This is a genomic window from Oceanisphaera sediminis, from assembly GCF_039539745.1.
Lineage (GTDB): Bacteria > Pseudomonadota > Gammaproteobacteria > Enterobacterales > Aeromonadaceae > Oceanimonas > Oceanimonas sediminis.
The window spans coordinates 160,832-187,096 of sequence record NZ_BAABDS010000038.1 but is presented as its reverse complement, the minus strand read 5'-3'; the positions used below and the strand labels follow the sequence as shown (position 1 = coordinate 187,096).

Sequence of the window (26,265 nt, the reverse complement as noted above, 5' to 3'; positions counted from 1 at the left end):
ATTATTTACCTCCCTCTGTCGGCCGAAACAGTCGGAACAGGCTGGAAAAGTCCAGTTCCTCATGGCCTGCCACCTGATGCAGGTTGAACAACGCCCTGGCCGCCGCTCCCATGGGTACCGGCGAGCCGCTGTCTCGACTCAGATCCATGGCCAGATTCAGATCCTTGCACATCAGTTTGACCAGAAAACCGCCCTGATAACCGCGGGATGCGGGCACCTTGTCCATCACGCCCGGCACCGGATTATAAAGCTGTAGCACCCAGTTATTGCCCGAGCTCAGCTTGATGATCTCCGACAGCACGCCGGGATCCAGGCCGTTGTTGATGCCCATGTTCAGCGCCTCGCAGGTGCCTGCCATCTGCACCGCCAGCAGCAGGTTGTTGCAGGCCTTGGCAATCTGGCCCGCGCCGTGCTCCCCCGCATGCAGCACCTGCTTGCCCATCTGCTGCAATACAGGCTTTGCTTTAGCAAACTGCGCTTCGCTGCCACCGACGATAAAGGTAAGGGTACCGGCCTCGGCGCCGGCCACGCCGCCCGAAACCGGGGCGTCAACGAACTCCAGCCCATGGGTCAGGGCCTGAGCCGCCGTGGCCCTGGCGGTGGCCGCGTCTATGGTAGAGCAGTCGATCACCAGGGTGCCCGCGGGCAGATGATCGAACAAGGGGGTCGGACCACTCACGTAGAGTGAGTCCACCTGGGTACCGCTTTGCAGCATGGAGATCACCACTTGTGCCTGCTGCACCGCCTCAACGGCAGAAGTGGCCGGCACGGCTCCCTTCTCGGCGGCACCTTGCACCGCAGCCTGCTGCAGATCGAACACCTGCACTCTGTGCCCGGCCTTGAGCAGGTTCGCCACCATGGGGCTACCCATGTTGCCCAGACCGATAAATGCGATGGTTGCCATCATGCTTACCTCCGTTACAGATCCACCAGTGGGCTCACCGGCCAGGGTGACGCGAACAAATGCGCCAGCAAGGCCTCATCCACCTCATCGAGACGGCTGAAGGTCCAGTCGGGCCGGTTGTCCTTGTCGATGAGCCGGGCTCGCACCCCCTCGGCAAATTCCCGAAACCGGCACAGTTGCACCGACAGCGCCAGTTCGGACCGAAACACCTCGGCCAGCGAACGATGACGACAACGCTGCAACTGCTCGGCAATGATACGAATGGCCAACGGGCTGCCCGCCGCCAGACTCTGCCGGGCGTGTTGATACCAGGCATCTTCCATTTCGGCACCACGTATCGCCGCCACCTTTTCCGCCAGGCTGTCTTTATCCAGCAAGGAACGGATCTGTTGTTGATGGCGCCGCAACGGCGATACCAATTCGGCAAAAACCTCGTGCGATTCGACTTCCAGCTGGCGCAACACCCGGTTCACCGCCGCCTCGGGCCGACTCCAGTCTGCCACCAACCGCAGGGCCGGCAGCAGCTCGCCCCGCTTGCCGGCGGCAATGGCCCTGTTGCCCAGTCCCAGCCAGTGCGCATCCTTCCCATTGATGGCGCACCCGGTCAGGGCAATAAACTCCCCCAGCCCCGGCGGTAAATGATTGAGAAACCAGCTGCCGCCCACATCCGGATACAGGGCTATGGTCACTTCCGGCATCGCCAGCCGGCTGGTCTCGGTCACGATACGATGCGAGCTGGCGCTGAACAGCCCCAGGCCGCCTCCCATCACAATACCGCTGCCCCAGCACAGCACCGGCTTGCCGAAGGTATGCAGCAGGTAATCGAGCCGGTATTCCTGCTCGAAAAAACGCGCCGCCAATTCGGGAACCGGCGTCAGCCCCCGCTCATCGGCAGGCCCGGTTTCACGTATAGCGTGATACAGACTTACCACGTCACCGCCGGCGCAGAAGGCCCTGTCACCGGCACCATCGAGCAGCACGGCCACCAGCTGCGGGTCCTGCTGCCAGGCCCTCAGGGTCGGCAACATCTGTTCGATCATCTCCAGCGTTAACGCATTGAGACTGCGCTCGGCATTCAGCCGGACATGACCGATAAGCTTGCCATCACCCGTCGGATATTCTTCGATACTCAGGCCGCTCATGCATTCTCCTTATAGCCTCATACCTATGCCTCAGGGGAAACAGGGCCACCTCCACCGACACGCTACGAGTACATCCGTGTAAGCTCACACATGCCATCCATGGCATGTGACGGTCGGCGGAGGCAATCCCTGTTACCCCTTGAATGACTCGGAGTCGCCTGTTGGCTGTGTCATCAGACGACTCTGCGGCCATGAGGAGGGCAAAGAGATCTGCTCCGCCGACCTTCCGTTTCAGGGATGAAACGGAGAGCGTACATGGAAGTATCCACAGCGTGTCGGAGGAGCAGGTCTTTGTCCGACTTGTGCCCCTTTTCCACAATCATCATCACAACTCCCCGCTTCCTTCCGCCAATACCCGCCGGGCGATCAGCAGCTTCATGATTTCGTTGGTGCCTTCCAGAATACGATGCACCCGGGTATCGCGCAGATAACGTTCCAGCGGATACTCCCGAATATAACCGTAGCCGCCATACAGCTGCAGCGCCTGATCACACACCTTAAACCCCACATCGGTGGCAAACCGCTTGGCCATGGCACAATAAGTGGTGGCATCCGGGTGGCCCGCATCCAGCCTGCAGGCGGCCAGCCGTACCAGCTGTCGAGCCGCCACCAGCTCGGTGGCCATGTCGGCAAGGGTAAATTGCAACGCCTGAAACTCGGCCAGCTTGCGGCCAAACTGGCTGCGCTCCTGCAAATACTGCCGCGCCTGATTCAGCGCCTGCTGAGCCGTACCCAACGAGCAGCTGGCAATGTTGATGCGCCCGCCATCCAGCCCCTTCATGGCGATTTTGAAGCCCTCGCCTTCTCGTCCCAGCAGCTGCCCCGCCGGCACCTTGACCCCCTCGAAGGTGACGGTGCGGGTTGGCTGGCTGTTCCAGCCCATCTTGTCTTCGGGCCGACCGTAGCTGATGCCGGGACTGTCGGCATCCAGCGCGAAGGCGGAAATACCGCCCGCGCCTTCGCCGCCGGTACGGGCCATCACCACCAGCACCTGGGTGCTGCCGGCGCCGGAAATAAACATCTTGCTGCCGGTGAGCTCATAATGATCGTTTACCCGCCGGGCAACCGTTTTCAGGGCGGCGGCATCGGAGCCGGCGTTGGCTTCGGTCAGGCAGTAGGAGCCGAGTAAACGGCCGCCGAGCAGTCCCTCACCCCAGCGTTCCCAGCAGTCCTGTGCTCCGAAGCTCGCCACCATCCAGGTGACCATGTTGTGAATGGTGAGAAAGGCGGTAGTAGAAGTGCAGCCCATGGACAGACGTTCGAAGATAAGACTGGCATCGAGCCGGCTCAGCCCGAGGCCACCGGCCGCTTCGGGGGTGTAGAGGCCGCAAAAACCGAGCCCCCCGGCCTTTTGCAGCACCTCGACCGGAAAGTGATGCTCCCGATCCCAATCGGCGGCGTGAGGCTCCAGTTCATTACGGGCAAAGTCATCGGCCAGCTCGACGAAGGCACGCTGTTCGTCACTCAGTTCAAAGTCCATACACACTCCATAAGAAAGCGGTAAGCTAAAAGCACCATTGGTCGAATGAATTCGACCCTACACTGATGGCTTATCGCTTACGGCTGTCATTTCAGGTGAATCGACATGTTGGGTCCGGCCACAACGTCATCATCAAACCAACGGGCGGTGACGGTCTTGGTCTCGGTATAGAAGCGTACCGCCTGCTTGCCATAGGCATGCAGGTCGCCGTAGAAAGAGTTGCGCCAGCCGGTGAAGGAGAAAAACGGCAAGGGTACCGGTATGGGCACATTGATGCCCACCTGCCCTACCTGAATTTCGTGCTGATATTTGCGGGCCGCCGCCCCCGAGGCGGTAAAGATCGAGGTGCCGTTGCCGTAGGGATTGGCGTTCACCAGCGCGATCGCCTCCTCCAGGTTGTCTACCGTTATCACCAATAATACCGGGCCGAAGATCTCTTCTTTATAAATGCTCATGTCGGTGGTCACGCCGCTGAACAAGGTGGGCCCCAGCCAGTTGCCGTCCGGGTAACCGCTTACCTCGGCATGGCTGCCGTCGAGCAGGCAGTTGGCGCCCTCGCGCTTGCCCTCGGCAATCAGCCGCAGCACCCGCTCCCTGGCCGATGTGCTGATCAGCGGGCCGTAACCGGCCTTGGGGTCATTCCAGATACCGGGTCGCACCTTGGCCATCGCCGCCTGCAACTCGGGAATCCAGCTGGCGGCTTCGCCCACCAGCACCGCCACCGAAATCGCCATGCAGCGCTGGCCGGCGGCACCGACCGAGGCGCCGACCAGATTGTTGATCGCCTGCTGCCGATTGGCATCGGGCAGCACCACCATGTGGTTTTTGGCACCGGCAAAGGCCTGTACTCGCTTCAAATGTTCGGTGCCGGTACGATAAATATGCTGGCCCACCGCCACCGACCCGACAAACGAAATGGCGCGCACCTGTGGGTGTACCAGCAGCCGGTCGACCACTTCCTTGCCGCCATGCACCACTTGCAGCAGACCGTCGAGCGCCCCCGCTTCCATAAACAGCTCCGCCAGTCGCATCGGCACCAATGGATCCTGTTCCGAAGGCTTGAGCACGAAGGTGTTGCCGCAGGCGATGGCCAGCGGAAACATCCACAGCGGTATCATCGCCGGAAAGTTGAACGGCGTGATGCCCACGCACACCCCCAGCGGCTGGGTCAGGCTGTAGCAGTCGACGCCACTGGCCACGTTTTCCAGGGCTTCGCCCATGCTGAGGGCCGCGATATTGGCCGCCTGCTCCACCACCTCGATGCCGCGCCAGACATCGCCTTTGGCATCTTCGAAGGTCTTGCCGGTATCACGACTGAGCAAGCGCGCCACATCGTCGTGATGCTCTTTCAGCAATGCCTGATATCGCAGCATTAACCGGGCCCGCTCCGGCACCGGTGTTTCCTTCCAGGTCACAAACGCTTCGCTGGCCGCCTGTATCGCCGCTGCCACTTCCGCCTCGGTGGCACAGGGCAGGCGGGCGATCACTTTCTGGGTGGCCGGGTTGTTGACCTCCAGCCAGTGTTCGGTGCGGCTGGCCACCATGCTGCCGCCAATCAGCAGCGGAATCTGATACGCCATGGCTGTTCCTCCTTCAGGTTCAATTGCACCGGGTTACATCAGCTCCAGTGCCATTGCCGTGGCTTCACCGCCACCGATACACAACGCCGCCACCCCTCGCTTCAGCCCGCGTCGGCGCAGGGCATGCAGCAGGGTCACTACAATACGGGCACCGCTGGCACCAATGGGGTGACCCAGGGCGCAGGCGCCACCGTTGACGTTGACCTTGCCCGCATCGAGCCCGAGTTCGTTTATCGCCAGCAGAGTCACTACCGCAAAGGCTTCGTTGATTTCAAACAAGTCCACCTCGTCGACCTGCCAGCCGACCTTGTCCAGCAGCTTTTGAATGGCACCGATGGGGGCCAGAGTGAATTCGGCAGGCAGCCGGGCATGGGTGGCATGGCCCACTATTCGGGCCAGGGGAACAATACCCTGCGCCCGGGCCTGCTCGGCGGTGGTCACCACCAGCGCGGCGGCACCGTCGGAAATGGAGCTGGAATTGGCGGCCGTGACGGTGCCGTTGCTGGCAAAGGCGGGCTTGAGCCGGCGAATCTTCTCCGGCCTGGCCTTGCCCGGTTGCTCATCGGTAGCCACCGCCACCCTGTCATGCTTATGCTCGACCAGTACGGCGGTAATCTCATCGGTAAATGCCCCCTCGGCCATGGCGCGCTGGGCTCGACTCAGGGAGTCGAGTGCAAAGTCATCCATCGCCTCACGGCCGATGCCGTATTTGTCGGCCGTTTGCTGGGCAAAGCTGCCCATCAGGCCGCCTTCGTAGGCGTCTTCCAGGCCGTCGAAAAACATGTGATCGAGCAGTTGAGTATGCCCCATGCGCAGGCCCGCCCGCGCCTTAGGCAACAGGTAGGGCGCCAGGCTCATGCTTTCCATGCCGCCGGCAACCATCAGCTCGGCACTGCCGGCCCTGAGCTGATCGTGCGCCAGCATCAGCGCCTTCATGCCGGAACCACACATCTTGTTGACCGTGGTGCAACCCGTGCCCACCGGCAACCCCGCCGCCAGCGCCGCTTGCCGGGCCGGCGCCTGCCCCAGGCCCGCCGCCAGCACGCAGCCCATCACCACTTCGTCAATTTGCTCCGGCGTGACTCCGGCCCGTTGCAGGGCGGCGGCAATGGCGGTCCCACCCAATTGTGGCGCCGGTACCGTGCCCAGCTCCCCCATCAGAGCCCCCATCGGCGTGCGGGCCGCCCCCACTATCACTATTTCGCTGTTGCTCATGCTGGCTCCACCCACCTGTAATATAAGGCTTTCATGTTTGCACCAAACCTAACGTTTTCCGGCGCCGCCGCTAGCCCAGAGAAGGGGAAAGAGATCTGTTCCGCCGACCATGAAATGCCATGGATGGCATTTCGAGCCCCCATGGACGGGTTCACGGCGTGTCGGAGGAGTAGACTCTTTGCCCGACCGACATCGCAACTGCCCCAACCATGCCAAGCCGCTCTTTGCCTTCCAGCGCCATCCACTTAATCCCCTTACTACGAATACTTATTCAAGCTTAGCCGCCGCCAATCGCCCTGTGGCAACTATAGTTAATTCGGCAACACCGGCAGCAAACGAACCCATATTTGGCACCGCAGTCCCTGCCCCCCATCAAGAGGAGGACGCCATGACTCTCAACTCCCCCCTGAATATTGGGTTGGACGACACCCTGACCATGCTGCGCGAGCAGGTCGCGGCCTTCGCCAAACACGAAGTCGCCCCGCTGGCCGATGCCATCGATCGGGAGAATCGTTTTCCCGCCGAGCTGTGGCCCAAACTCGGTGACATGGGATTGTTCGGCATCACGGTGGACGAGGCCTACGGTGGCGTGAACATGGGTTATCTGGCCCATGTGCTGGCGATGGAAGAAATAAGTCGGGCTTCGGCGGCGGTGGGGCTGTCTTACGGCGCTCACTCCAACCTGTGCGTCAATCAGATCCACCGCCATGGCAGCGAAGCCCAGAAACAACGCTACCTGCCTCCTCTGCTGAGCGGCGAGCATATCGGCGCCCTGGCCATGTCGGAGCCCAATGCGGGATCCGACGTGGTGTCGATGAGCCTGCAGGCCCGGGCCGACGGCGATCACTTCGTGCTGAACGGCACCAAGATGTGGATCACCAACGGGCCCGAAGCTCAGGTGCTGGTGGTGTACGCCAAAACCGAGCCGCAGGCCACAAGCCGCGGTATCAGTGCCTTCATCGTGGAGCGCGACACGCCCGGTTTCAGTCATGCCCAGAAGCTCGACAAACTCGGCATGCGCGGCTCCAGCACCTGCGAACTGGTGTTTCAGGACTGCCGGGTGCCGGCGGCCAATCTGCTCGGTCCGCTGAACGGCGGAGTGGATGTGCTGATGAGCGGCCTCGATTACGAACGGCTGGTGCTGGCCGGCGGCCCGCTCGGCATCATGCAGGCGGCCATGGATCTGGTGCTGCCCTATGTGCGCGAGCGCAAACAATTCGGCCGGGCCATCGGCGACTTTCAGCTGGTGCAGGGCAAGCTGGCCGACATGTATACCAATATGAACGCCGCCCGTTGCTATACCTACATGACCGCCATGGCGGCGGATCGGGGCGAGCTGAATCGCAAGGATGCCGCCGGCGTGATTCTGCTGGCTTCAGAAACTGCTACCCAGATGGCACTGGATGCCATTCAGATGCTGGGCGGCAACGGCTATATCAACGAGTTTCCCGCCGGCCGCCTGCTGCGGGATGCCAAGCTGTATGAAATCGGCGCCGGCACCTCGGAGATCCGCCGCATGCTGATCGGCCGAGAGCTGGTGCAGAATCGGTGAGGTGGTCGATGACAACTCGTTTCCGACGACATCAGGCGACCAGGAGTCTGAAGAGCGAACAAAGGGATCGGCTCCGCCGACCTTCCGTTTCAGGGACGAAACGGAGAGCCTACACGGATGCATTCATGGCGTGTCGGCGGAGCTGGCCCTTTGGTCGCGGCTCAAGGCTACACAGCAACGCAGGAGTCGGCCATGACTATTCTGCCTAATAACATTAATCCCGAGTCGGATCGGTTCAAGCGCAATCATGAGGCCATGGCCGCCGAAGTGACGGCCTTGCGGGAGCAGGTGGCGATCATCGAGCGAGGCGGCGGCGAGACCAACCGACAACGACACACAAACCGAGGCAAGCTGCTGCCTCGGGAGCGAGTCCGCCTGTTGCTGGACCCCGGGGCGCCCTTTCTCGAACTATCGCAACTGGCGGCCTTTGATGTCTACGACGACGCCGTGCCGGCGGCCGGGCTTATCGCCGGTATCGGCCGGGTCAGCGGCGTCGAGTGCATGATAGTGGCCAACGACGCCACGGTAAAAGGCGGCACCTATTACCCGCTGACGGTCAAGAAGCACCTGCGCGCCCAGGAGATTGCCGCCCGCTGCCGCCTGCCCTGTATTTACCTGGTCGACTCGGGCGGTGCCCACCTGCCCAGCCAGGCCGAGGTATTCCCGGACAGGGAGCATTTCGGACGCATCTTCTTCAATCAGGCGCGAATGTCTGCCGCCAATATTCCCCAGCTGGCGGTGGTGATGGGACTTTGTACCGCCGGTGGCGCCTATGTGCCGGCCATGGCCGACGAATCAGTCATAGTACGCAACCAGGGCACCATCTTTCTCGGCGGGCCGCCGCTGGTACGTGCCGCCACCGGCGAGGTGGTCAGCGCCGAGGAGCTGGGCGGCGCCGAAGTGCATACTCGGCAGTCGGGGGTGGCGGATCACGTCGCCGAAGACGACACTCACGCCCTCTGTCTGACTCGCCGCCTGGTGGCCAATCTCAATCGTTCACCGCTGCCCGCACCGACTCATGCCCCCCTGCCGCCCCGTTACCCGGTAGCAGAGCTCTACGGCATCGTCGGTACCGACTTGCGCAAGAGCTTCGAGGTGCGCGACGTCATCGCCCGGCTGGTGGACGACTCGGCCTTCGACGAATTCAAACGCGACTACGGCACCAGCCTGGTCACCGGCTTCGCCCGCCTGCACGGCTACCCGGTCGGCATTATCGCCAACAACGGCATTCTGTTCAGCGAATCGGCCCAGAAAGGCGCCCACTTCATCGAGCTGTGCTGTCAGCGCCGCATCCCTCTGCTGTTTCTGCAGAACATCACCGGCTTCATGGTGGGTAAAAAATACGAAGCCGAAGGCATCGCCAAGCACGGTGCCAAACTGGTGATGGCAGTCGCCTGCGCCAATGTACCCAAAATCACCCTGATCATCGGGGGCAGCTTCGGCGCCGGCAACTACGGCATGTGCGGCCGGGCCTATGATCCGGACTTTTTATGGATGTGGCCCAACGCCCGCATTTCGGTAATGGGCGGCGAGCAGGCCGCCGGTGTGCTGGCAACGGTGCGGCGCGAAGCAAAGGAAAAAGCCGGTGACGCCTGGAGCGAACAGGACGAAGCCGAATTCAGGGCCCCCATCGTCGCGCGCTACGAGCGGGAAGGCCACCCCTGGTATGCCAGCGCCCGCTTGTGGGACGACGGCGTGATCGATCCCGAAGACAGCCGCACCGTGCTGGCCATGAGTCTGGCACTGGCGCTGAATCGCCCCATGGACGAGCCCCGCTTCGGGGTATTTCGCATGTAGGAGGCAAGATGAAGGATCCCGTGCTGCTGCAGCAATGCCGCCCCGGCGTGTGGGAGCTGATACTGAACCGGCCCGAACGCCGTAACGCCTTCGACGAACGGCTGATTGCCGCCATGCGCGAGCAACTGGAGCAGGCTGCCCGCCAACCCGGACTGCGGGTGCTGGTGCTGCGCGGGGCCGGTAGCCACTTCAGTTCCGGGGCGGATCTGGGCTGGATGCAAAAGGCGGCCAGTCTCGATGAGACGCAGAATCTGATTGATGCCCGGCAATTGGCCCAACTGTTATGGCAACTGGATCGCTTTCCTCATCCCACTCTCGCACTGGTACAGGGTGCCGCCTACGGGGGCGCCTTGGGGTTGATTGCCTGCTGCGATCTGGTGGTGGCCGCGGCGGACGCACGCTTTGCCCTGAGCGAGGTGAAGCTGGGCCTGATTCCCGCCACCATCAGCCCCTATGTGTTACGCGCCATCGGCGCCCGGCAGGCCCGGCGTTACATGCTCACCGCCGAAGTCATGGCAGCCTCGGTAGCCGAGCGGCTGGGGCTGGTGCATCTGCAGGCCTCCCCCGACCAAAGCCTGGATGACGCGGCGGCCCCCCTGATCAAGGCCATAAAACAGAATGGCCCCCAGGCCCTCACCGCCGCCAAGCAGCTGGGGCGGGGTTTTTCCGGCCGGGTCATCGACGAGGCGCTAATCGAAGACAGCGCCCGCCGCCTCGCCGAACTGCGGGTCGGCACCGAGGCCCGGGAAGGGCTGGATGCCTTTATCAACAAACGCAAGCCTGCCTGGGAGGACAAGGATGTTTAACCGAATACTGATTGCCAACCGGGGTGAAATTGCCTGTCGCATCATCCGCACCGCCCACCGACTCGGCATCGAGACGGTGGCGGTGTATTCCGATGCCGATGCAAATGCTGCCCATGTGGAGCTGGCCGACCAGGCCTGGCGGCTGGGGCCGGCCCCGGCCAGCGACAGTTATCTTTGCCAGGACAAGTTACTGGATATCGCCAAGGCCTGTGGCGCCGAGGCCATTCATCCGGGCTACGGCTTTCTGTCGGAGAACGCCGACTTCGCCCACGCCTGCGCCGAGCAAGGATTAATCTTTATCGGGCCGCCCGCCGCCGCCATCACCGCCATGGGTTCCAAGTCTGCCGCCAAGGCGCTGATGAGTGCCGCCGGTGTGCCGGTGGTGCCCGGCTATCACGGGACCAATCAAGATCTCGGCCAGCTGAGAACAGAGGCCGAGCACTGCGGCTTTCCGCTGCTGCTGAAGGCGGTAGCCGGCGGCGGCGGCAAGGGCATGCGGGTGGTCCATTCGATTGATGACTTCGACGAGGCACTGGCCTCGGCCCGCCGCGAGGCCAGTGCCGCCTTCGGTGAAGATGCCATGCTGCTGGAACGCTACCTGCCCCAGGCTCGTCATGTGGAGGTACAGGTATTCTGCGACCAGTTCGGTCACGGCATTTACCTGTCGGAGCGAGACTGCTCGGTGCAGCGCCGTCACCAGAAGGTGCTGGAAGAAGCCCCCGCCCCCCATCTTGCACCACAAACCCGCATCGCCATCGGCGAAGCGGCGGTCAGGGCGGCGCTGGCCATCGACTATCGCGGCGCCGGCACGGTGGAGTTTCTGTATCTGGCCGACGGCGACTTTTTCTTTATGGAAATGAACACCCGCCTGCAGGTGGAGCATCCGGTTACCGAGCTGATCACCGGGCTGGATCTGGTGGAATGGCAGCTGCGCGTCGCCTATGGCGAGCCACTGCCGCTGGCCCAGGAACAAATAAGGCTTCAGGGTCACGCCGTGGAGGCCCGAGTCTATGCGGAAGATCCCGAGCATGACTTTCTGCCCGCCGCCGGTACCCTGCATTATCTGCACGAGCCCGGCACCGGCACCACTGGCAGCCCAGCGGCCGTTATTCGGCTGGATACCGGCGTGCGCCAGGGTGACGAGGTCGGAATTTTCTACGATCCGCTGATCGCCAAACTGATCGTCTGGGCCGAAAGCCGCGAGCAGGCCCTGCGCCAGCTGGCCCGCTCGCTGGCGCAGTATCGCATCGGCGGCGTGCGCACCAATCTGCGTTTTTTGCATACGTTGGCCGAGTCGGCTCCGTTGAAGGCCGCCGAGCTGCACACCGGCTTTATTGAGCAACACGGTGAGCTGTTGTTTACCCCTCCTGCCCTGCAGCCATCCCGGGTGCTGGCACTCTGCGCCGCCTTTGTACTGCTCACCGAATCCGACGAAGACACTTCGCCCTTCGCCTGCCGTCAGGGCTGGCGGCTCAATCTGCCAGCCAGCAGGAAATTAGTGTTGAAACGGGAAGAAAAAATCGGTGAAGTCGACATTAATGCCGATCATTCGGGCTGGCGAATGACGGTTGACGATCAGTCACATAGCATCACCGCCGAACTGCACGGGGACCAACTGCAGGCGGTGCTCGACGGCATACCGCTGCGTTGCCATCTGGCCCGGCATCAGGATCGACTCTGGCTGTTTTATCAGGCCGAGTGTTACCAGGTGCAATTGCACCAGGCCGATGTCCAGCAGACCAGCACCCATGATGGCGGCGGCCTCAGTGCCCCCATGCCCGGGATGGTCAGCCAGCTCAAGGTGGCGGTCGGCGATGTGGTTGCCACCGGCCAGACGCTACTGCTGCTGGAGGCGATGAAGATGGAGCACCCCATCGTCGCTCCCATTGCCGGGCGGGTAGCCGAGTTGTATTACCGGCAAGGCAGCCAGGTCGATGAAGGTGCCGAATTGCTGCGACTAGAGCCAGAGTTGAAGCCCGAGTTACAGCCAGAGCAGGAGCCAAAGGCGCCATGAACGACAAGGTCAAACTGGTGGAAGTCGGCCCGCGCGACGGCCTGCAGAACGAGCCGGGGCTGGTGCCGACGGCGGTGAAAATCGCGCTGGTCGAGCGTCTGGCCGACTGCGGCCTTAGCCATATCGAGGCCGCCAGCTTTGTCTCGCCCAAATGGGTACCGCAAATGGCCGACGGCCACGCCGTGCTCACCGGTATTCGGCGTCGGCCCCAAGTGATCTACAGCGCCCTCACCCCCAATATGCACGGCCTGGAGGCAGCCCTGACCGCCGGTGCCGACGAAGTGGCGGTGTTTACCGCCGCTTCCGAGTCGTTCTGCCGGCATAATATCCATTGCTCCATCGCAGAGAGCCTGACCCGCTTCGCGCCGCTGCTGGCCTTGGCCCGGCAGCATCGGCTGCGGGTACGCGGCTATGTGTCCACCGTGCTCGGCTGCCCCTATGAAGGCAAGGTGTCGCCCGCCGCCGTGGCCCGGGTGGCCGACGCCCTGTATCAACTGGGCTGTGCGGAAGTCTCCCTCGGCGACACCATCGGCATAGGCACCCCGAACCGGGCCCGGGCCATGTTGACCGCGGTGCGCCAGCATGTGCCGATAGAAAACCTGGCCGTGCATTTTCACGATACCTACGGCCAGGCCCTGGCCAATATTCATGCGCTGCTGGAAGGCGGCATTCGCATCATCGACAGTTCGGTCGCCGGGCTCGGCGGTTGCCCCTACGCCCCCGGCGCCTCGGGCAACGTCGCCACCGAAGACCTGGTGTATCTGCTCAACGGGCTGGGCATGGACACCGGCGTCGATCTGGACCGACTGGTGGACACCGGCCGCTGGATCAGCCAACAGCTGGGCCGGCACAACGGCTCCAAGGTGGGCCTGGCCTGGCCAAAGTGAGGATGTAAAAATCTGGCAATGTCGGACAAAGGGTCCGCTCCGCCGACTCGCTATGAATACCTCCGTGTACGCTCTCTGTTTCATCCCTGAAACAGCAGGTCGCCGGAGCAGATTCCTTTGTCCTTCTTGATGCTACCGCGTCTTCGGTTAGCCTTGTCTACGGGCAACTCGGTATTCAAGAAGAGGCAACAGAGAACGGCTCCCACGACCGTGAAATGCCAGGGATGGCATTTCCGAGCTTACATGGACGTACTCGTAGCGCGTCGTGGGAGGTGGCTGTGTTGCCTCTGGAGATAAAGCCAATTCATCGTAAAAGGTTAGATCTGTGCATCATAACCTGCTCTGCAGGTTTTCGCGGCTGAAGCACGCGACTACTCCCCCTCAAATCTCCAATCCCTATTCCCCAACCCCTGAACTGAAAAAGGGAGCCGAAGCTCCCTTTTTTACCGGACCGAATTCGAACCTTACTGGTTAACGAACTCGACACCCTTGACGATATCGCCTTTCAGGGTTTCCAGCATGCCGTCCATCGCGGCCTGCTCGAAAGCGCTGATTTCGCCGTAAGGCAGCACTTTCTCAACGCCGTTCTTGCCCAGCAGTACCGGCTGTGCGAAGAACTGCGCGTGCTCGCTGCCACCATCGACATAGGTGCACTCGACCACGTTGGATTCGCCCTGCATGGCCTTGACCAGAGACAGTGCGAAACGGCAGGCAGCCTGACCCATGGACAGGGTGGCGGAGCCGCCGCCGGCCTTGGCTTCAACCACTTCGGTACCGGCATTCTGAATGCGGTAGGTCAGCTTCTCGATTTCTTCATCGGAGAAAGAAGCGCCTTCTACCTGAGACAGCAACGGCAGAATGGTCACGCCGCTGTGGCCACCGATAACCGGTACCTTGACGTCGGCCACGTTCAGACCCTTGGCTTCGGCCACGAAGGTCTCGGCACGGATCACGTCCAGCGTAGTGATACCGAACAGCTTGTTCTTGTCGTAAACGCCAGCTTTCTTCAGCACTTCGGCAGCAATCGGCACCGTGGTGTTCACCGGGTTGGTGATGATGGCGATGCAGGCCTTGGGACAAGTGGCAGCGGCTTTCTCGATCAGGTTCTTGACGATACCGGCGTTCACGTTGAACAGGTCGGCACGATCCATGCCCGGCTTACGAGCAACACCGGCGGAGATCAGCACGATATCGGCGCCTTCCAGCGCAGGAGTCGGATCTTCACCACCAAAACCAACCACGCTGACGGCAGTCGGGATGTGGCTCAGGTCGGCGGCAACACCGGGAGTGACGGGGGCAATATCGTACAGGCTTAATGCAGAACCGGCAGGCAGGTTGTTTTTCAACAGCAGGGCCAAAGCCTGACCGATACCACCGGCGGCTCCAAGTACGGCAACTTTCATAGCTGAACTCCGTTTTATTATGGGTTGTTAGACGTTTCCTAGGGCTTTAGCAACATAGCGAAAGCGCCGTAGAAAGACAATGGGTAAGGCTGGGTGAATGCGCAGTTCTGTGAAGCGCGCGGCTCATCCTTGAGTCTGAAATTCCAGTGCTCGCCGTTCAAGCAGACGAAACAAAAAGGTCAGCAGACCATTCAAAACCAGATAAATGGCGCCCGCCATCCCGAACACCGCCAGGGTGTCGTAGGTCTGGCCGTTAAGCCGCTGGGCCAGGCCCATGATTTCCATGATCGAGATGGTACTAGCCAGCGAGCTGCCCTTGAGCACCAATACCACTTCGTTGGAATAAGCCGGAATCACCCGTCTTGCGGCATGGCGCAGCTTGACGCTCAGCGTCTGCCAGCCGTTCATGCCCAGCGCCTGGCAGGCCAGGGTTTCGCCTTTCGGCACCGCCTCCAGCGCGCCCTTGAACAGGCGGCAGGTATAGGCACCGGCATTCATGCCCAGCGCCAGAATGGCACAGAACATCGGCTCGCGCAGATACGTCCAGGCCCAGCTGGTCTTGATCCAGTCAAACTGGGCCGGGCCATAGTAAACCAGAAAAATCTGTACCAGCAGCGGCGTCCCGGTCAGTAACAGCAAATAACCTTCCGTCAGTTGCGCCAGCACCGGCACCCGGAGCTCCAGCACCCAGGTCAGCAGCAGCGCGATCACCAGCCCCAGTAACAGGCCGGCACCGGTAATGGTCAGGGTGATTTTCACCCCCTGCAGCAGGGTCGGCAAATAATTAAGCCACTCAGTCATAACGGGTTACCCTGGTTCTCAGCCGTTTCAGCCCCTGCTGGCTAAGCACGGTAATCGCCAGATAAATCAGCGCCGCCATGCCGTACCAGGTAAAGGGCTCGTAGGTGCGGGCAGCAATGGCCTTCGCCTGATACATCAAATCGTGCACCCCGATCAACGACACCAGCGCGGTGTCTTTCAGCAGGATCAGCCACTGGTTACCCAGCCCCGGCAGCGCATGGCGCCAGGTTTGCGGCAACACGATACGCACAAAGGTGTACAGGGGCGGCAGGCCCAGTGCCTGCGCCGCCTGTCGCTGGCCCTTGGGCACCGCGTTCAGCGCCCCGCGCAAGGTCTGGGCGGCGTAGGCGGCAAACAGCAGTGACAAGGCCGTTACTCCACACCAGAAGGGGCTGAATTCCAGATACTCGCCGGTCAGCAAAAACAGTATCTGGGTCGAGCCGAAATAGATGAAAAACACCACCAGTATTTCGGGCAGGCCGCGCAGTACCGTGGTGAGCAGGGTGGTCGGCCAGCGTAACACCGCAAAGCGGCTCATCTCGGCGCCGCACAGCAGAATGGCCAGCACCAGGCCGGCCGCCAATGACATCAATGCCAGCCCCAGCGTCATCAGGCTGGCATTCATCAGGTGAGTCAGCATCTTACTGGGGGAAATACTTTTGGTAGAGACGGTCGTAGCTGCCGTTGGCCTTGAGCTCGCTCAGGCCCTGGTTCAGCTTGTCGAGCAGCTCCTGATTCCCCTTGGTCACCGCGATGCCGAAGCCGGTACCAAAGTAATTGTCATCGGTAATGCGCTCACCCAGTACCGCATAGCCGTCGTTCTTGCCCAGCCACTCCCCCACCACGGCGGTATCGGCAAACACCGCATTCAGGCGGCCATTGGTCATGTCCAGCAGGGCGTCCTGCACACTCTGATAGGGACGCGCTTCCAGTCCTTCGCTTTCCAGCTTGTCCTGAATGTATTTCTGGTGCGAGGTGCCGTTCTGCACGCCGACGGTCTTGTCGTTCAGATCGTCGATGCCGTCGAACTTGCCGGTTGGCGCCACGAATACGGCGGAATTTTCATAATAGATATCGCTGAAGTCCACCTGCTTGGCACGCTCGGGGGTGATGTCCATGGCGGCGATGGCGGCATGATAACGACGGAACTTGAGGCTCGGAATCAGGCTGTCGAAAGACTGGTTGTGAAAGCTGCACTGCAGGGCGGCCACGTCACACAGCGCTCGGGCCAGATCGAGATCGAACCCCTGCATTTCGTTGTTTTCATCGACAAACTCGAAGGGAGGATAGGCCGCATTGGTAACAAACTTCACTTCTGCCGCCTGAGCGGTGCCAACAGTGGCCAGCAGGGCCAGGGATAACAGGGTCTTGTTCATGATGATGTCCTTATGGTCATTAATGGGTCAGAAACTCGGCCAACCGCTGAGTCTGAGGATGTTCGAGCAGCCCGGCATCGCCGTACTCTACCAGACGGCCCTGTTCGAGATAGGCCACCCTGGTCGCTATGCGGCGGGCAAAGCCGACTTCGTGGGTCACAATCACCTGGGTGATACCGGTTTGACCCAGCTGCAGTATGATGTCCGCTACTTCCTTGGTGATCTCCGGATCCAGTGCCGCCGTGGGTTCGTCGAACAGCAGCACCGACGGATTCATCATCAGCGCCCGGGCAATGGCCACCCGCTGCTGCTGACCGCCCGACAAGGCGCCCGGCCAGGCATGCCGCTTGTCGGCCAGCTTCAGCTGACTCAGCAGGTAACCGGCCTTATCCTGCGCCTTGGTCTTGTCCATGCCCAGTACCTTGAGCGGTGCCTCCAGCAGGTTCTGCTCTACCGTCAGATGTGGCCACAGGTGATATTGCTGAAACACCATACCCACCTTGCCGCGCAGTTGCTGCGCTCTTTTCTGCAACTGGCTGCCGCGAACATCGGGAAAGGAAAAATGTTCACCGGCAATGGTCAATTGACCGGAATCCGGAATATCCAGCAGGTTGAGCAACCGTAACAGCGAACTTTTACCTGCACCGCTTGGCCCAAGTAGCACTAATGTCTCTCCGGCATCGCATTTAAGCGAAACCTGGCTTAAAATTTCCTGACCAGCCCAGGACTTGCAAATGCCGCTGAATTCTATGCCCATGCGCTATGTTCACATCATTTGTCAGAGTGTTCGGCTGATTTTATTTTGCATTGTTGTTAATGCAAGCTTATTTTGCATCTTTATGCAAAATAAATGACTATTCCTTGATAAAAAATGGCCACGGATAGACAATATGTCCCATTCAACCACGCTCAGTCGGCTGCAAAAAATGAACGAAAAGCAAGAACAACTGATCAAGGCCTTCAAGGCCCTGCTCAAGGAAGAACGCTTCGGCTCCCAGGCAGAGATAGTGAGTGCGCTGCAGGATTCGGGGTTCGACAATATCAACCAGTCCAAAGTCTCGCGCATGCTGAGCAAGTTCGGCGCCGTGCGTACCCGCAATGCCAAGATGGAAATGGTCTATTGCCTGCCGGTCGAACTGGGCGTGCCCACCAGCAGCAGCCAGTTGAAAAATCTGGTGCTGGATGTGGGCCACAACAGTGCCCTCATCGTGATCCATACCAGCCCCGGTGCCGCCCAGCTGATTGCCCGCATGCTCGACTCGCTCGGCAAGGCGGAAGGTATTCTCGGCACCATCGCCGGTGATGACACCATCTTCATTACTCCCACCAACGATACCCCGATAGAAACCCTGTTCCAGGGTGTACTGGAGCTGTTCGAGCAGTACGTCTGACTCGGGACTCGGACATTGTAGGCCCCGCTTTAGCGGGGCATCAAGCACACACCCGGCCCGATTAGCCCTGAATAAATCAGGGACTGCGAGCATCTCTGTACCAATCCCTAATCCCCAGTCCCTAATCCCTAATCCCCAGTCCCTAATCCCTAATCCCCAGTCCCTAATCCCGGGGTTCATCAGCCCTGAGTGGTCGAATAAATTCGACCCTACGCCCCCCTCGATTTCCCCCTCACAATCGATTTTACACATCGCCCTGCGTAACCAGCCACTCTTGCGAGGGTGCGAAGAAGGCGGCGCCGGTTTCGGCCTGGGTAAACAGCGTCAGGTGGTCGAAGTGCCCGTTGTCGTCGGGCTGAAACATGTTTTCCAGCATGCGGGTAAAGTGCAGCGAGGTGTTGCAGCAGGCTACAAACACCAGCCCCTGTGTGGAGGCCGTGCCCCAGGGCATGCTCTGGCGCAGAATTTCCATGCTGTTGCCGGCCGCATTCTTGAGGCTGGTTCTTCTGGTATGAGCCGTTGGCGCCTTCTGTGCCGATTCGTACTCGATGTTATCCACCTTGGTACGACCGTAGATATCTTCCTGCGCCTTTACCGCCAGCCTTTGCCAGCGAGCCATCTTGTGCTTGTAACGCTGCACATGAAGGTAACTGCCATCGACAAAACGGCCCTCGCTCACCAGCGCCACTTCGGCCTTGTGTTCCCCTTCCGGGTTTTCGGTACCGTCCACAAAACCGGTCATGTCGCGACCATCGAGATAACGAAAGCCCTGCCGCTCGTCTTTCAACTCGACCTTGCCGGCCAGTAACGCCATGACCCGTTGCACCGCGATATAGGCCACATCCAGCCGGTCGGCACGCAGCTGAAAAAACAGATCGAACGGGGTTTCCGGGGCGATACGCTGCCCTTCCTGCTGGGCCGGAAAAGGCGCCAGCTCGGCCGGGCGAGCCGCAGGATAGAGTTCATCCCAGGCCTCGTTGCCCACGGCCACCAGCCCGGTAAAGGCCGCATCGGGATACTCTTGCTGCAGGGTCTGCCACAGGGCCGGCACCTCGGCCAGGGCGGCACGAGTCGCACCAAAAGCATCGGGCTTGATGTCGAACATCAGATAATAGGCATGAAGATTGGGGTCGGCGCAAATACCGGCTTGTGCTGTCATTCTCTGCTCTTCCGTTGCTTCGAAAGAGGCCAGTATAACGACAAAAACGGGAGCTGGGGAACGGGGACTGGCTGTTACGAGTCCCACATCACGAATCCCCAATCCCCGGGGTCAGGCGACGGCGCGCTGGCCTTCGGAATCGGGAAAGAAAGTCAGGGCATGGGGCAGCACCTTCACGCTGACCTGGCTGACCGCCGGCAAGGGCTCGTTGATGCTCACTTCCAGCTGCAGACCCTGACATTCCACCACACAGCGGGTATGGGTACCGAGGAACTGCTGTTCCAGCACCCGGCCATTGCCCTGTTCGGTCAGCGACAGCTGAATTTGCCGCGGCCGCAGCATCAGCTGGCCGCTGGTGCCCGGGTCGACATTAAGTGCCGCCTGACTCGCAATGGGGCCCATGGCGGTCAACAGGGAATTGTTGTCGAGCACGGTGGCGGGCACATAGTTGGCCTGACCGAGAAAATCGGCCACGAAGCGGCTTTGCGGATGCTGGTACAGGGTTTGCGGCCGCCCCACCTGCTCGATATGGCCGGCGCGGAACAGCGCCAGCCGATCGGAAAAGGCGAAGGCTTCTTCCTTGCTGTGGGTGACGAAGATGGCGCTGATGCCCTGCCCCTTGAGCAGATCCCGGATTTCACCGATCAGCCGCATCCGCACCTGGGTGTCGATGTTGGAGAAGGGCTCATCCAGCAACATCAGTCCCGGCTGGCAGATCATGGCCCGGGCAATGGCGACGCGTTGCTGTTGGCCACCGGACAGCTGGTGCGGGTAACGCTCCCCCAGATCCGCCAGGTTTACCAGCTCCAGTACCTCGGCGACCCGCGTCTTGATGCGCGCCTTGCTGCTTTCCTTGCTTTGCAGGCCAAAGGCCACGTTTTTCGCCACATTCAGATGCGGAAACAAGGCGTAGTCCTGAAAAATCATGCCGATATTGCGCCGTTCGGGCACCACCTCCACGCCGTTACCGTTCATCTGCCGACCGTGGATATAAATGTCCCCTTCGGTCACCGGCAGCAAGCCCGCCACCGCCTTCAGCAAGGTGGTCTTGCCGCAGCCACTGGCGCCCAGCAGACACATGATTTCATTTTCGGCCACCTGCAGTGACAGATCATTCAGTATGGGATTACCGTTATAACTACAGCAAATGCCGTTTACATCCAATGCCGCCATCAGTGATGCTGCTCCAGTGATCGATTCAGGAAAATCAGCGGTATCAGCCCGACCAGCACGATGACGATGGCGGGCAGGGCCCCCACCTCCAGCTGTTCGTCGGACACAAACTGATATACGTAGGTCGCCAGGGTCTGAAAGTTGAACGGGCGCAGCAGCAGGGCCGCCGGCAGTTCTTTCATGCATTCGATAAACACCAGCAGGGCACCGGCCAGCATGCCCTTGCGGATCAGCGGCATGTGTACCTTCATCATCATGGCGCCCGGGCCATAGCCCATGGTCTGGGTCACCATATCCAGCGACGGCGATACCTTGCCGAGGCTGCTTTCCACCGCCCCCACCGCCATGGCGCCGAAGCGCACCAGATAACCGAAGGCGATGGCGGTCATGGTGCCGGTCAGCAGCAGGCCGGGCTCGCTCATCCCCAGCCACAAGGCCAGATCGTTGATGGCAAAGTCGAGGCTGGTCAGCGGCACCAGTACGCCAATGGCCAGTACGGTACCGGGCAGGGCATAGCCCATGCTCGCCAGTCGCATCGGCACAACCGTGTAGCTTTTACCGGTGAGTCTGTGGGTCATGCCCAGCAGCATGGCGATGAACAATGCCAGCCCGGCCACCAGGGTCGACAGCGCCAGGCTGTTGATGCTGTATTCGAAGAAGCGCGCATTCCAGGCCTGTTCAAAATAATGAATGGCGTGATAGCAGAGAATGACAAAGGGCAGCAGAAAGCCCACCAGCACCAGCCCCCAGCAAAACGCCAGGGCGCCCCATTTCGCTACGCCGCCCAGTCGATAACCGCTTTCCTGTTCGTGGCCCATTCCCTTCTGAAACACCTGCTGGCGCTTGCGACTGATGCGCTCGACACTCAGCAACAGCATCACCACCAGTAACATCATGGCGGCAATTTTGGCGGCGGCATTGAGGCTGCCATAGCCGAGCCAGGTGTCGTAAACCGCCGTGGTCAGGGTATTGACCGCAAAGAAGTTGACGGTACCGAAGTCGGACAGGGTTTCCATTGCCACCAGCGACAGTCCCACCGCGATGGAGGGGCGCGCCAGCGGCAAACTGACCCGTCTGAAGCTTTGCCAGGGCGTGCAACCCAGCAGGCGGCTGGACTGGATCAGGCTGGTGGACTGCTCCAGAAAGGCGGTTCGCGCCAGCAGATACACGTAAGGGTACAGCACCAGCCCCAGCATCAGGGCGGCACCGCCGAGGGTGCGAATGGGCGGAAAATAATAATCGGCGGCAGACTGCCAGCCAAACCACTGGCGCAAGGTGACTTGCACCGGGCCGGAAAAGTCCAGCAGGTCGGTATAAACGAAGGCGACAATATAGGAAGGCATGGCCAGGGGCAGGATCAACGCCCATTGCAGCCAGCGTTTGCCGGGCAGCTCGCACATGGCCATCAGCCAGGCGGCGGGTACCCCGCATAGCAGACTGAACACCATGACCAGCAACACCAGCCAGAAGGTATTGTTGATATACGCAGGAAGCACCGTGCCCCACAGATGACGGAAGAGGTCTTCTGCGGGTAACAGTGCTTCATATAATAGTGCCATCACAGGCAAGGTCAGCAGCAGAGCCAGTGCCCAGCTGCCGACCGTCCAACCAGGTCTTTTCATCTACAACTCGGAACGGGGGCTGACCCCCGTCTTTTTACAGGTCGTATTGGACTTCGTCCATCAATTGCACCGCTTCTTTGGCATGTTTTGCCACATCGGTCAACGGACGAGCGTCGGATTTGAACTCCCCCCAGCTCTTCACCAGCTCGGACGGCTCCACGCCGGGCTTGACCGGATATTCATGATTGGCGGAGGCATACAGGTGCTGCGCCTCATCACCGGCCAGGAATTCCATCAGCTTGATGGCGGCATCCTTGTTCTTGGCATGCTTGGCCAGGGCCACGGCAGAAATGTTGACGTGGGTACCGCGATCCGCCTGATTGGGGAAGTTGATGTAGGCGGATTCGGCCCACTCGCGCTGCTTGTCGTTGGTCAGCATGACGCCGTAGTAGTAGCTGTTGCCCAGGGCGTAGTCACAGACACCATCGCGGATGGCCTTGACCTGATCCCGGTCACCGCCCTGGGGCTTCTGCGCCAGATTGGCTTTCACGCCTTCGAGCCAGGTCTTGGTGTATTCAGCACCGTGCTCGTCAATCATGGAGGCAGCCAGTGCCACGTTGTAAGGGTGCTTGCCGCTACGGGTACAGATTTTACCCTTGTACTTGGGATCGGCCAGCTCTTCATAGGTGATATCGTCACGCTTGCCAACCCGGTCAACCGAGCTGTAAATGGCGCGGGCACGGGTGGTGAGGGCAAACCACTTGCCGTCGGCATCCCGGTACTGGGCCGGAATGTTCTCTTCCAGCACCTTGCTGTCGACGCCCTGGGTCAGATCCTTGTCGACCACATCCATCAGCCGGCTGACGTCGACCGTCAGTACCAGATCGGCCGGTGACAGACGGCCTTCGCGCTGCAGCCGCTCACCCATACCGTCCTTGATAAACACCACATTGACGTCGATACCGGTTTCCTGGGTAAAGGTGTCGATGATCGGCTTGATCAGAAAATCCTGGCGATTGGAGTACACGTTAACTTCTTCGGCAAACGCCTGGCTGGTGAAGCTGGAAACCAGCAGTGCCGCCGCCGACAGGAAAAATTTCTTAGACATCATCCAGATCCATTTTGTTGAGTGAGAATAATTAACGTTTAGAAGTATACCCGGACGCGACCCGGAATCAATAAGCAACTGGCATCTAAATAGTAAAAGTTTTCATCCTCAATAGTATTCACTGGTTGAGCCGGATTTTCCTTGCGCTAGATCAGCTGGCAGACAAAAAAACAAAGGGAGACCTCATGGCCTCCCCTGACTGCAGACAAACTTCATGTACCTTCTGTTGTCATTCCCGCGAAGGCGGGAATCCAGTGCCACCAGCCATGGATCTCCGCCTTCGCGGAGATGACCAATCCTGCCACTCAGTTACGCTTCAGGGTCACGAATTCGGGATAGGCATCGATGCCGCAGTCAATTCTGTCCATACCCGACAGTTCATCCTCTTCGGTCACGCGAATGCCCATGGTGCGCTTGAGCAGATACCACACCAGCAAACTGGCACCGAATACCCAGCCGCCAATCACCAGGATGCCGGCCAACTGCACCCACAGGGTGGCGTCGGGGTTGGTCACCGGTACCAGCAGCAAGCCCAGAATACCGCAGACACCGTGTACCGAAATGGCCCCGACCGGATCATCGATGCGCAGCTTGTCCAGCGCCACTATGGCATACACCACCACCATGCCCGCAAGCAGGCCGATACCGGCGGCCCACAGATGACCGGGCGACAGCGGGTCGGCGGTAATGGCCACCAGGCCTGCCAGAGCACCGTTGAGGATCATGGTCAGATCGGCCTTGCCCCAGGTCAGCTTGGTCACCACCAGGGCACCGATGGCACCGGTAGCGGCGGCGGCATTGGTGTTGACGAAGATACCGGCGACGGCGGTGGCATTTTCTACATCCGACAGCAACAGCTGCGAGCCACCGTTGAAACCGAACCAGCCCATCCACAGAATAAAGGTACCCAGGGTCGCCAGCGGCATGTTGGAGCCGGGAATGGGGTGAATTTCGCCGTTTTTACCATACTTGCCCTTACGTGCTCCCAGCAGCAGCACCCCGGCCAGCGCCGCACAGGCCCCCGCCAGATGCACTATGCCGGAGCCGGCAAAGTCGGTGAAGCCCCACTCGGACAGGAAACCGCCGCCCCAGGTCCAGTAGCCTTCCACCGGGTAGATAACGCCGGTCATCACCACGCTGAAGGCGAGGAACACCCACAACTTCATGCGCTCGGCCACGGCCCCGGAGACGATGGACATGGCGGTAGCCACAAACACCACCTGAAAGAAGAAATCGGCTTCCAGTGCATGATCGGCACCCGCATCTACTTCACCTATCAAGCCGCCCAGGCTCGGCAACCAGCCGCCCTCGGGGTTATCCAGATACATGATGTGATAGCCCACCAGCAGGTACATGGTGCAGGCAATGGCAAACAGCAGTACGTTCTTGGTGAGAATTTCGGTGGTGTTCTTGGCGCGCACCAGGCCCGCCTCCAGCATGGCGAACCCCGCCGCCATCCACATCACCAATACGCCGGACATCAGGAAATAAAAGGTGTCCAGGGCAAACTTCATTTCGGTTAAGGTATCCATTATGCTCTCCCTCGCTTAAATGGCTGCCATGTCCCGCTCACCGGTACGAATACGCACGGTTTGCTGCAGGTCATATACAAAAATCTTGCCGTCGCCGATCTTGCCGGTGTAGGCGGTTTCGGTAATGGCTTCGATCACCTGTTCCACCTGATCACTCTGGGTGGCAATCTCCAGTTTTATCTTGGGCAGAAAGTCCACCGTGTATTCGGCTCCGCGATACAGCTCGGTGTGTCCCTTCTGGCGGCCGAAGCCTTTTACTTCCGTCACCGTCATGCCGTCGATGCCGACGTGGGCCAGTGCCGAACGTACGTCATCGAGTTTGAAGGGTTTGATAATGGCGCAGATCATTTTCATGGCGAGCTTCCTTGTGTGTCTGGATTGATTAAAGACAAACAAGCTTCGTGCCAGTTTTTTTATTCTTTTATTTTCAAGGTATTAACACGAATCCGCGGATTGGCTTGAGCATGGTGATATGATGCTGGTGCAGTAGATACACTAAAGGCACCAGTATGGTGCAATGGAGTCACCATGTTATCTCTATCGGCCCGGGTGCAGATCCCCGAGCAGGAACTGGAATTTATCACCATGCGCGCCAGCGGGCCCGGCGGCCAGCATGTGAACAAGACCGACTCGGCGGTGCAGCTGCGTTTCGACTACGCCAACAGCCCCAGCCTGCCCGAGTCCTGCAAGGCGGCACTGCGGCAAATGAAGGACAATCGAATACTGGCGTCGGGCTGGATCATGATCCGGGTCGAAAGCCATCGCAGCCAGCTGATGAACAAGGAAGCCGCCAAAGAAGCCCTGCTCGCCCTGCTGCAGCAAGCGGGCAAGCCGGTCAAGGTGCGCCGCCCCACCAAGCCGAGCAAAAACGCGAAACGCAAACGCACCGACAGCAAGACACTCAGGGGAAAAATCAAAAGCGGACGGGGGAAGGTAAAGCTGTGACTGGGGAATGGGGAATGGGGACTCGATCGTATAATCCCTAATCCCTAATCACCAATCCCTGTTTACCGGTTACTACAGAACTCCCGCCATTGCTCCAGTACCCGGGCCAGATCGTCCAGGCCGCAACCGGCGTACAGCTCGTCATCGTAGTAGGCCAGACCGTCTTCCATATCATCGGTGTCGAAAGCCAGGGCGTGAGCGCTGAGCTCGGCTTCTTCCCGGGTCAGCAGCAGGGTGCATTCGGGATAGGTCTTCTTGAATTCCTGCGTTTCGCCCGCTTCAAGAGTCTTGATGGTCTCGAGTAGCGCCGTCGCCTCGGCAATACCGACCTCGTCGGTCAGCCATTGCCCCATCACCTCGTGGCCCATGGTAAAACGGGCTCTATGATGACCATTCAGATCCCGAAAAAATTCAAACTCCACAGACACCTCCAGCAAT

At 60.3% G+C, this 26,265-nt stretch carries 24 protein-coding genes; 7 read left to right on the top strand and 17 right to left on the bottom strand.

Annotation, left to right across the window (positions count from 1 at the left end; all coding sequences use genetic code 11):
- Nucleotide 1: 1 nt before the first annotated feature.
- From mmsB to ABD827_RS13320, 5 genes are all read right to left on the bottom strand, one after another.
- Entirely contained in the window at nt 2–904 is a 903-nt protein-coding gene (gene mmsB / locus ABD827_RS13340) for a 3-hydroxyisobutyrate dehydrogenase (RefSeq protein WP_344965253.1), read from the bottom strand.
- Between the two features lie 14 nt (nt 905–918).
- Entirely contained in the window at nt 919–2,046 is a 1,128-nt protein-coding gene (locus tag ABD827_RS13335) for an enoyl-CoA hydratase/isomerase family protein (RefSeq protein ID WP_344965213.1), read from the bottom strand.
- 325 nt (nt 2,047–2,371) lie between these two features.
- Nucleotides 2,372–3,526 carry an acyl-CoA dehydrogenase family protein gene (locus ABD827_RS13330; RefSeq protein ID WP_344965212.1) on the bottom strand — a complete coding sequence of 385 codons (1,155 nt, stop codon included), beginning with the start codon at nt 3,524–3,526 and terminating at the stop codon, nt 2,372–2,374.
- An 86-nt stretch (nt 3,527–3,612) separates the two neighbouring features.
- Entirely contained in the window at nt 3,613–5,106 is a 1,494-nt protein-coding gene (locus ABD827_RS13325; protein WP_344965211.1) for a CoA-acylating methylmalonate-semialdehyde dehydrogenase, read from the bottom strand.
- A 33-nt stretch (nt 5,107–5,139) separates the two neighbouring features.
- Nucleotides 5,140–6,321, bottom strand: a complete 1,182-nt coding sequence (locus ABD827_RS13320; protein ID WP_344965210.1) for an acetyl-CoA C-acyltransferase — start codon at nt 6,319–6,321, stop codon at nt 5,140–5,142.
- A gap of 388 nt (nt 6,322–6,709) precedes the next feature.
- Here ABD827_RS13320 and ABD827_RS13315 point away from each other — a divergent pair, with 388 nt between their 5' ends.
- The 5 genes from ABD827_RS13315 to ABD827_RS13295 all read left to right on the top strand — a co-directional run bounded on the left by ABD827_RS13315 (nt 6,710) and on the right by ABD827_RS13295 (nt 13,377).
- Entirely contained in the window at nt 6,710–7,873 is a 1,164-nt protein-coding gene (locus ABD827_RS13315) for an isovaleryl-CoA dehydrogenase (protein WP_344965209.1), read from the top strand.
- Nucleotides 7,874–8,065: 192 nt separating this feature from the next.
- The gene (locus ABD827_RS13310) at nt 8,066–9,670 is read left to right on the top strand and encodes a carboxyl transferase domain-containing protein (RefSeq protein ID WP_344965208.1); all 1,605 of its coding nucleotides are present in this window, start codon (nt 8,066–8,068) and stop codon (nt 9,668–9,670) included.
- An 8-nt stretch (nt 9,671–9,678) separates the two neighbouring features.
- A complete protein-coding gene (locus tag ABD827_RS13305; RefSeq protein ID WP_344965206.1) occupies nt 9,679–10,476 on the top strand; it encodes an enoyl-CoA hydratase-related protein in 798 nt (265 codons plus the stop codon).
- Nucleotides 10,469–12,490, top strand: a complete 2,022-nt coding sequence (locus tag ABD827_RS13300; protein WP_344965205.1) for an acetyl/propionyl/methylcrotonyl-CoA carboxylase subunit alpha — start codon at nt 10,469–10,471, stop codon at nt 12,488–12,490. Before ABD827_RS13305 ends, ABD827_RS13300 begins: the two co-directional genes overlap by 8 nt.
- Nucleotides 12,487–13,377, top strand: coding sequence for a hydroxymethylglutaryl-CoA lyase (locus tag ABD827_RS13295; RefSeq protein WP_344965204.1), 891 nt, complete (start codon nt 12,487–12,489; stop codon nt 13,375–13,377). Before ABD827_RS13300 ends, ABD827_RS13295 begins: the two co-directional genes overlap by 4 nt.
- A 464-nt stretch (nt 13,378–13,841) precedes the next feature.
- Here ABD827_RS13295 and mdh read toward each other — a convergent pair whose 3' ends face one another.
- From mdh to ABD827_RS13270, 5 genes are all read right to left on the bottom strand, one after another.
- A complete protein-coding gene (gene mdh, locus ABD827_RS13290) occupies nt 13,842–14,780 on the bottom strand; it encodes a malate dehydrogenase (protein WP_344965203.1) in 939 nt (312 codons plus the stop codon).
- A gap of 123 nt (nt 14,781–14,903) precedes the next feature.
- Nucleotides 14,904–15,581, bottom strand: coding sequence for an arginine ABC transporter permease ArtM (gene artM, locus ABD827_RS13285; RefSeq protein ID WP_344965202.1), 678 nt, complete (start codon nt 15,579–15,581; stop codon nt 14,904–14,906).
- Complete coding sequence (artQ, locus tag ABD827_RS13280; RefSeq protein WP_298722115.1) at nt 15,574–16,221, bottom strand: arginine ABC transporter permease ArtQ; 648 nt, start codon at nt 16,219–16,221, stop codon at nt 15,574–15,576. The genes artM and artQ overlap by 8 nt, the downstream gene beginning before the upstream one ends.
- 1 nt (nt 16,222) lies before the next feature.
- Nucleotides 16,223–16,957, bottom strand: a complete 735-nt coding sequence (locus tag ABD827_RS13275; protein WP_298722120.1) for a transporter substrate-binding domain-containing protein — start codon at nt 16,955–16,957, stop codon at nt 16,223–16,225.
- A gap of 19 nt (nt 16,958–16,976) precedes the next feature.
- Entirely contained in the window at nt 16,977–17,714 is a 738-nt protein-coding gene (locus tag ABD827_RS13270; protein ID WP_344965201.1) for an ATP-binding cassette domain-containing protein, read from the bottom strand.
- Nucleotides 17,715–17,847: 133 nt separating this feature from the next.
- Between ABD827_RS13270 and argR the strand changes: the two genes are divergently transcribed.
- On the top strand, nt 17,848–18,348 hold the full coding sequence (argR, locus tag ABD827_RS13265) for a transcriptional regulator ArgR (RefSeq protein ID WP_298722129.1): 501 nt from the start codon (nt 17,848–17,850) through the stop codon (nt 18,346–18,348).
- A 244-nt stretch (nt 18,349–18,592) separates the two neighbouring features.
- Here the strand turns inward: argR and ABD827_RS13260 are convergent, their stop codons facing one another.
- From ABD827_RS13260 to glnK, 6 genes are all read right to left on the bottom strand, one after another.
- Nucleotides 18,593–19,507, bottom strand: coding sequence for a Dyp-type peroxidase (locus tag ABD827_RS13260; protein ID WP_344965200.1), 915 nt, complete (start codon nt 19,505–19,507; stop codon nt 18,593–18,595).
- 111 nt (nt 19,508–19,618) lie between these two features.
- Nucleotides 19,619–20,680, bottom strand: a complete 1,062-nt coding sequence (locus ABD827_RS13255) for an ABC transporter ATP-binding protein (RefSeq protein WP_344965199.1) — start codon at nt 20,678–20,680, stop codon at nt 19,619–19,621.
- Nucleotides 20,680–22,302, bottom strand: coding sequence for an ABC transporter permease (locus tag ABD827_RS13250; protein WP_344965198.1), 1,623 nt, complete (start codon nt 22,300–22,302; stop codon nt 20,680–20,682). The genes ABD827_RS13255 and ABD827_RS13250 overlap by 1 nt, the downstream gene beginning before the upstream one ends.
- A gap of 34 nt (nt 22,303–22,336) precedes the next feature.
- Complete coding sequence (locus ABD827_RS13245) at nt 22,337–23,350, bottom strand: Fe(3+) ABC transporter substrate-binding protein (RefSeq protein ID WP_344965197.1); 1,014 nt, start codon at nt 23,348–23,350, stop codon at nt 22,337–22,339.
- A 305-nt stretch (nt 23,351–23,655) separates the two neighbouring features.
- Nucleotides 23,656–24,882 (bottom strand): ammonium transporter, encoded by a 1,227-nt coding sequence (locus tag ABD827_RS13240; RefSeq protein WP_344965196.1) that lies wholly within the window; start codon nt 24,880–24,882, stop codon nt 23,656–23,658.
- Nucleotides 24,883–24,897: 15 nt separating this feature from the next.
- The gene (glnK, locus tag ABD827_RS13235) at nt 24,898–25,236 is read right to left on the bottom strand and encodes a P-II family nitrogen regulator (RefSeq protein ID WP_298722146.1); all 339 of its coding nucleotides are present in this window, start codon (nt 25,234–25,236) and stop codon (nt 24,898–24,900) included.
- A 174-nt stretch (nt 25,237–25,410) separates the two neighbouring features.
- Between glnK and arfB the strand changes: the two genes are divergently transcribed.
- Nucleotides 25,411–25,827, top strand: coding sequence for an alternative ribosome rescue aminoacyl-tRNA hydrolase ArfB (gene arfB, locus ABD827_RS13230; protein ID WP_344965195.1), 417 nt, complete (start codon nt 25,411–25,413; stop codon nt 25,825–25,827).
- A gap of 62 nt (nt 25,828–25,889) precedes the next feature.
- On the opposite strand, the gene ABD827_RS13225 is transcribed toward arfB, so the two are convergent.
- Nucleotides 25,890–26,249 (bottom strand): YacL family protein, encoded by a 360-nt coding sequence (locus ABD827_RS13225; RefSeq protein WP_298722152.1) that lies wholly within the window; start codon nt 26,247–26,249, stop codon nt 25,890–25,892.
- Nucleotides 26,250–26,265 lie beyond the last annotated feature (16 nt).

Coding starts and splice junctions, on each gene's coding strand:
- ABD827_RS13330 (WP_344965212.1), bottom strand. CDS start 3,526: ATGGACTTTGAACTGAGTGACGAACAGCGTGCCTTCGTCGAGCTGGCC.
- ABD827_RS13315 (WP_344965209.1), top strand. CDS start 6,710: ATGACTCTCAACTCCCCCCTGAATATTGGGTTGGACGACACCCTGACC.
- ABD827_RS13270 (WP_344965201.1), bottom strand. CDS start 17,714: ATGGGCATAGAATTCAGCGGCATTTGCAAGTCCTGGGCTGGTCAGGAA.
- ABD827_RS13300 (WP_344965205.1), top strand. CDS start 10,469: ATGTTTAACCGAATACTGATTGCCAACCGGGGTGAAATTGCCTGTCGC.
- ABD827_RS13240 (WP_344965196.1), bottom strand. CDS start 24,882: ATGGATACCTTAACCGAAATGAAGTTTGCCCTGGACACCTTTTATTTC.
- mmsB (WP_344965253.1), bottom strand. CDS start 904: ATGGCAACCATCGCATTTATCGGTCTGGGCAACATGGGTAGCCCCATG.
- ABD827_RS13305 (WP_344965206.1), top strand. CDS start 9,679: ATGAAGGATCCCGTGCTGCTGCAGCAATGCCGCCCCGGCGTGTGGGAG.
- ABD827_RS13325 (WP_344965211.1), bottom strand. CDS start 5,106: ATGGCGTATCAGATTCCGCTGCTGATTGGCGGCAGCATGGTGGCCAGC.
- ABD827_RS13245 (WP_344965197.1), bottom strand. CDS start 23,350: ATGTCTAAGAAATTTTTCCTGTCGGCGGCGGCACTGCTGGTTTCCAGC.
- glnK (WP_298722146.1), bottom strand. CDS start 25,236: ATGAAAATGATCTGCGCCATTATCAAACCCTTCAAACTCGATGACGTA.
- ABD827_RS13295 (WP_344965204.1), top strand. CDS start 12,487: ATGAACGACAAGGTCAAACTGGTGGAAGTCGGCCCGCGCGACGGCCTG.
- artQ (WP_298722115.1), bottom strand. CDS start 16,221: ATGCTGACTCACCTGATGAATGCCAGCCTGATGACGCTGGGGCTGGCA.
- ABD827_RS13335 (WP_344965213.1), bottom strand. CDS start 2,046: ATGAGCGGCCTGAGTATCGAAGAATATCCGACGGGTGATGGCAAGCTT.
- ABD827_RS13275 (WP_298722120.1), bottom strand. CDS start 16,957: ATGAACAAGACCCTGTTATCCCTGGCCCTGCTGGCCACTGTTGGCACC.
- mdh (WP_344965203.1), bottom strand. CDS start 14,780: ATGAAAGTTGCCGTACTTGGAGCCGCCGGTGGTATCGGTCAGGCTTTG.
- ABD827_RS13310 (WP_344965208.1), top strand. CDS start 8,066: ATGACTATTCTGCCTAATAACATTAATCCCGAGTCGGATCGGTTCAAG.
- ABD827_RS13320 (WP_344965210.1), bottom strand. CDS start 6,321: ATGAGCAACAGCGAAATAGTGATAGTGGGGGCGGCCCGCACGCCGATG.
- artM (WP_344965202.1), bottom strand. CDS start 15,581: ATGACTGAGTGGCTTAATTATTTGCCGACCCTGCTGCAGGGGGTGAAA.
- ABD827_RS13250 (WP_344965198.1), bottom strand. CDS start 22,302: ATGAAAAGACCTGGTTGGACGGTCGGCAGCTGGGCACTGGCTCTGCTG.
- ABD827_RS13260 (WP_344965200.1), bottom strand. CDS start 19,507: ATGACAGCACAAGCCGGTATTTGCGCCGACCCCAATCTTCATGCCTAT.
- argR (WP_298722129.1), top strand. CDS start 17,848: ATGTCCCATTCAACCACGCTCAGTCGGCTGCAAAAAATGAACGAAAAG.
- ABD827_RS13255 (WP_344965199.1), bottom strand. CDS start 20,680: ATGGCGGCATTGGATGTAAACGGCATTTGCTGTAGTTATAACGGTAAT.
- arfB (WP_344965195.1), top strand. CDS start 25,411: ATGTTATCTCTATCGGCCCGGGTGCAGATCCCCGAGCAGGAACTGGAA.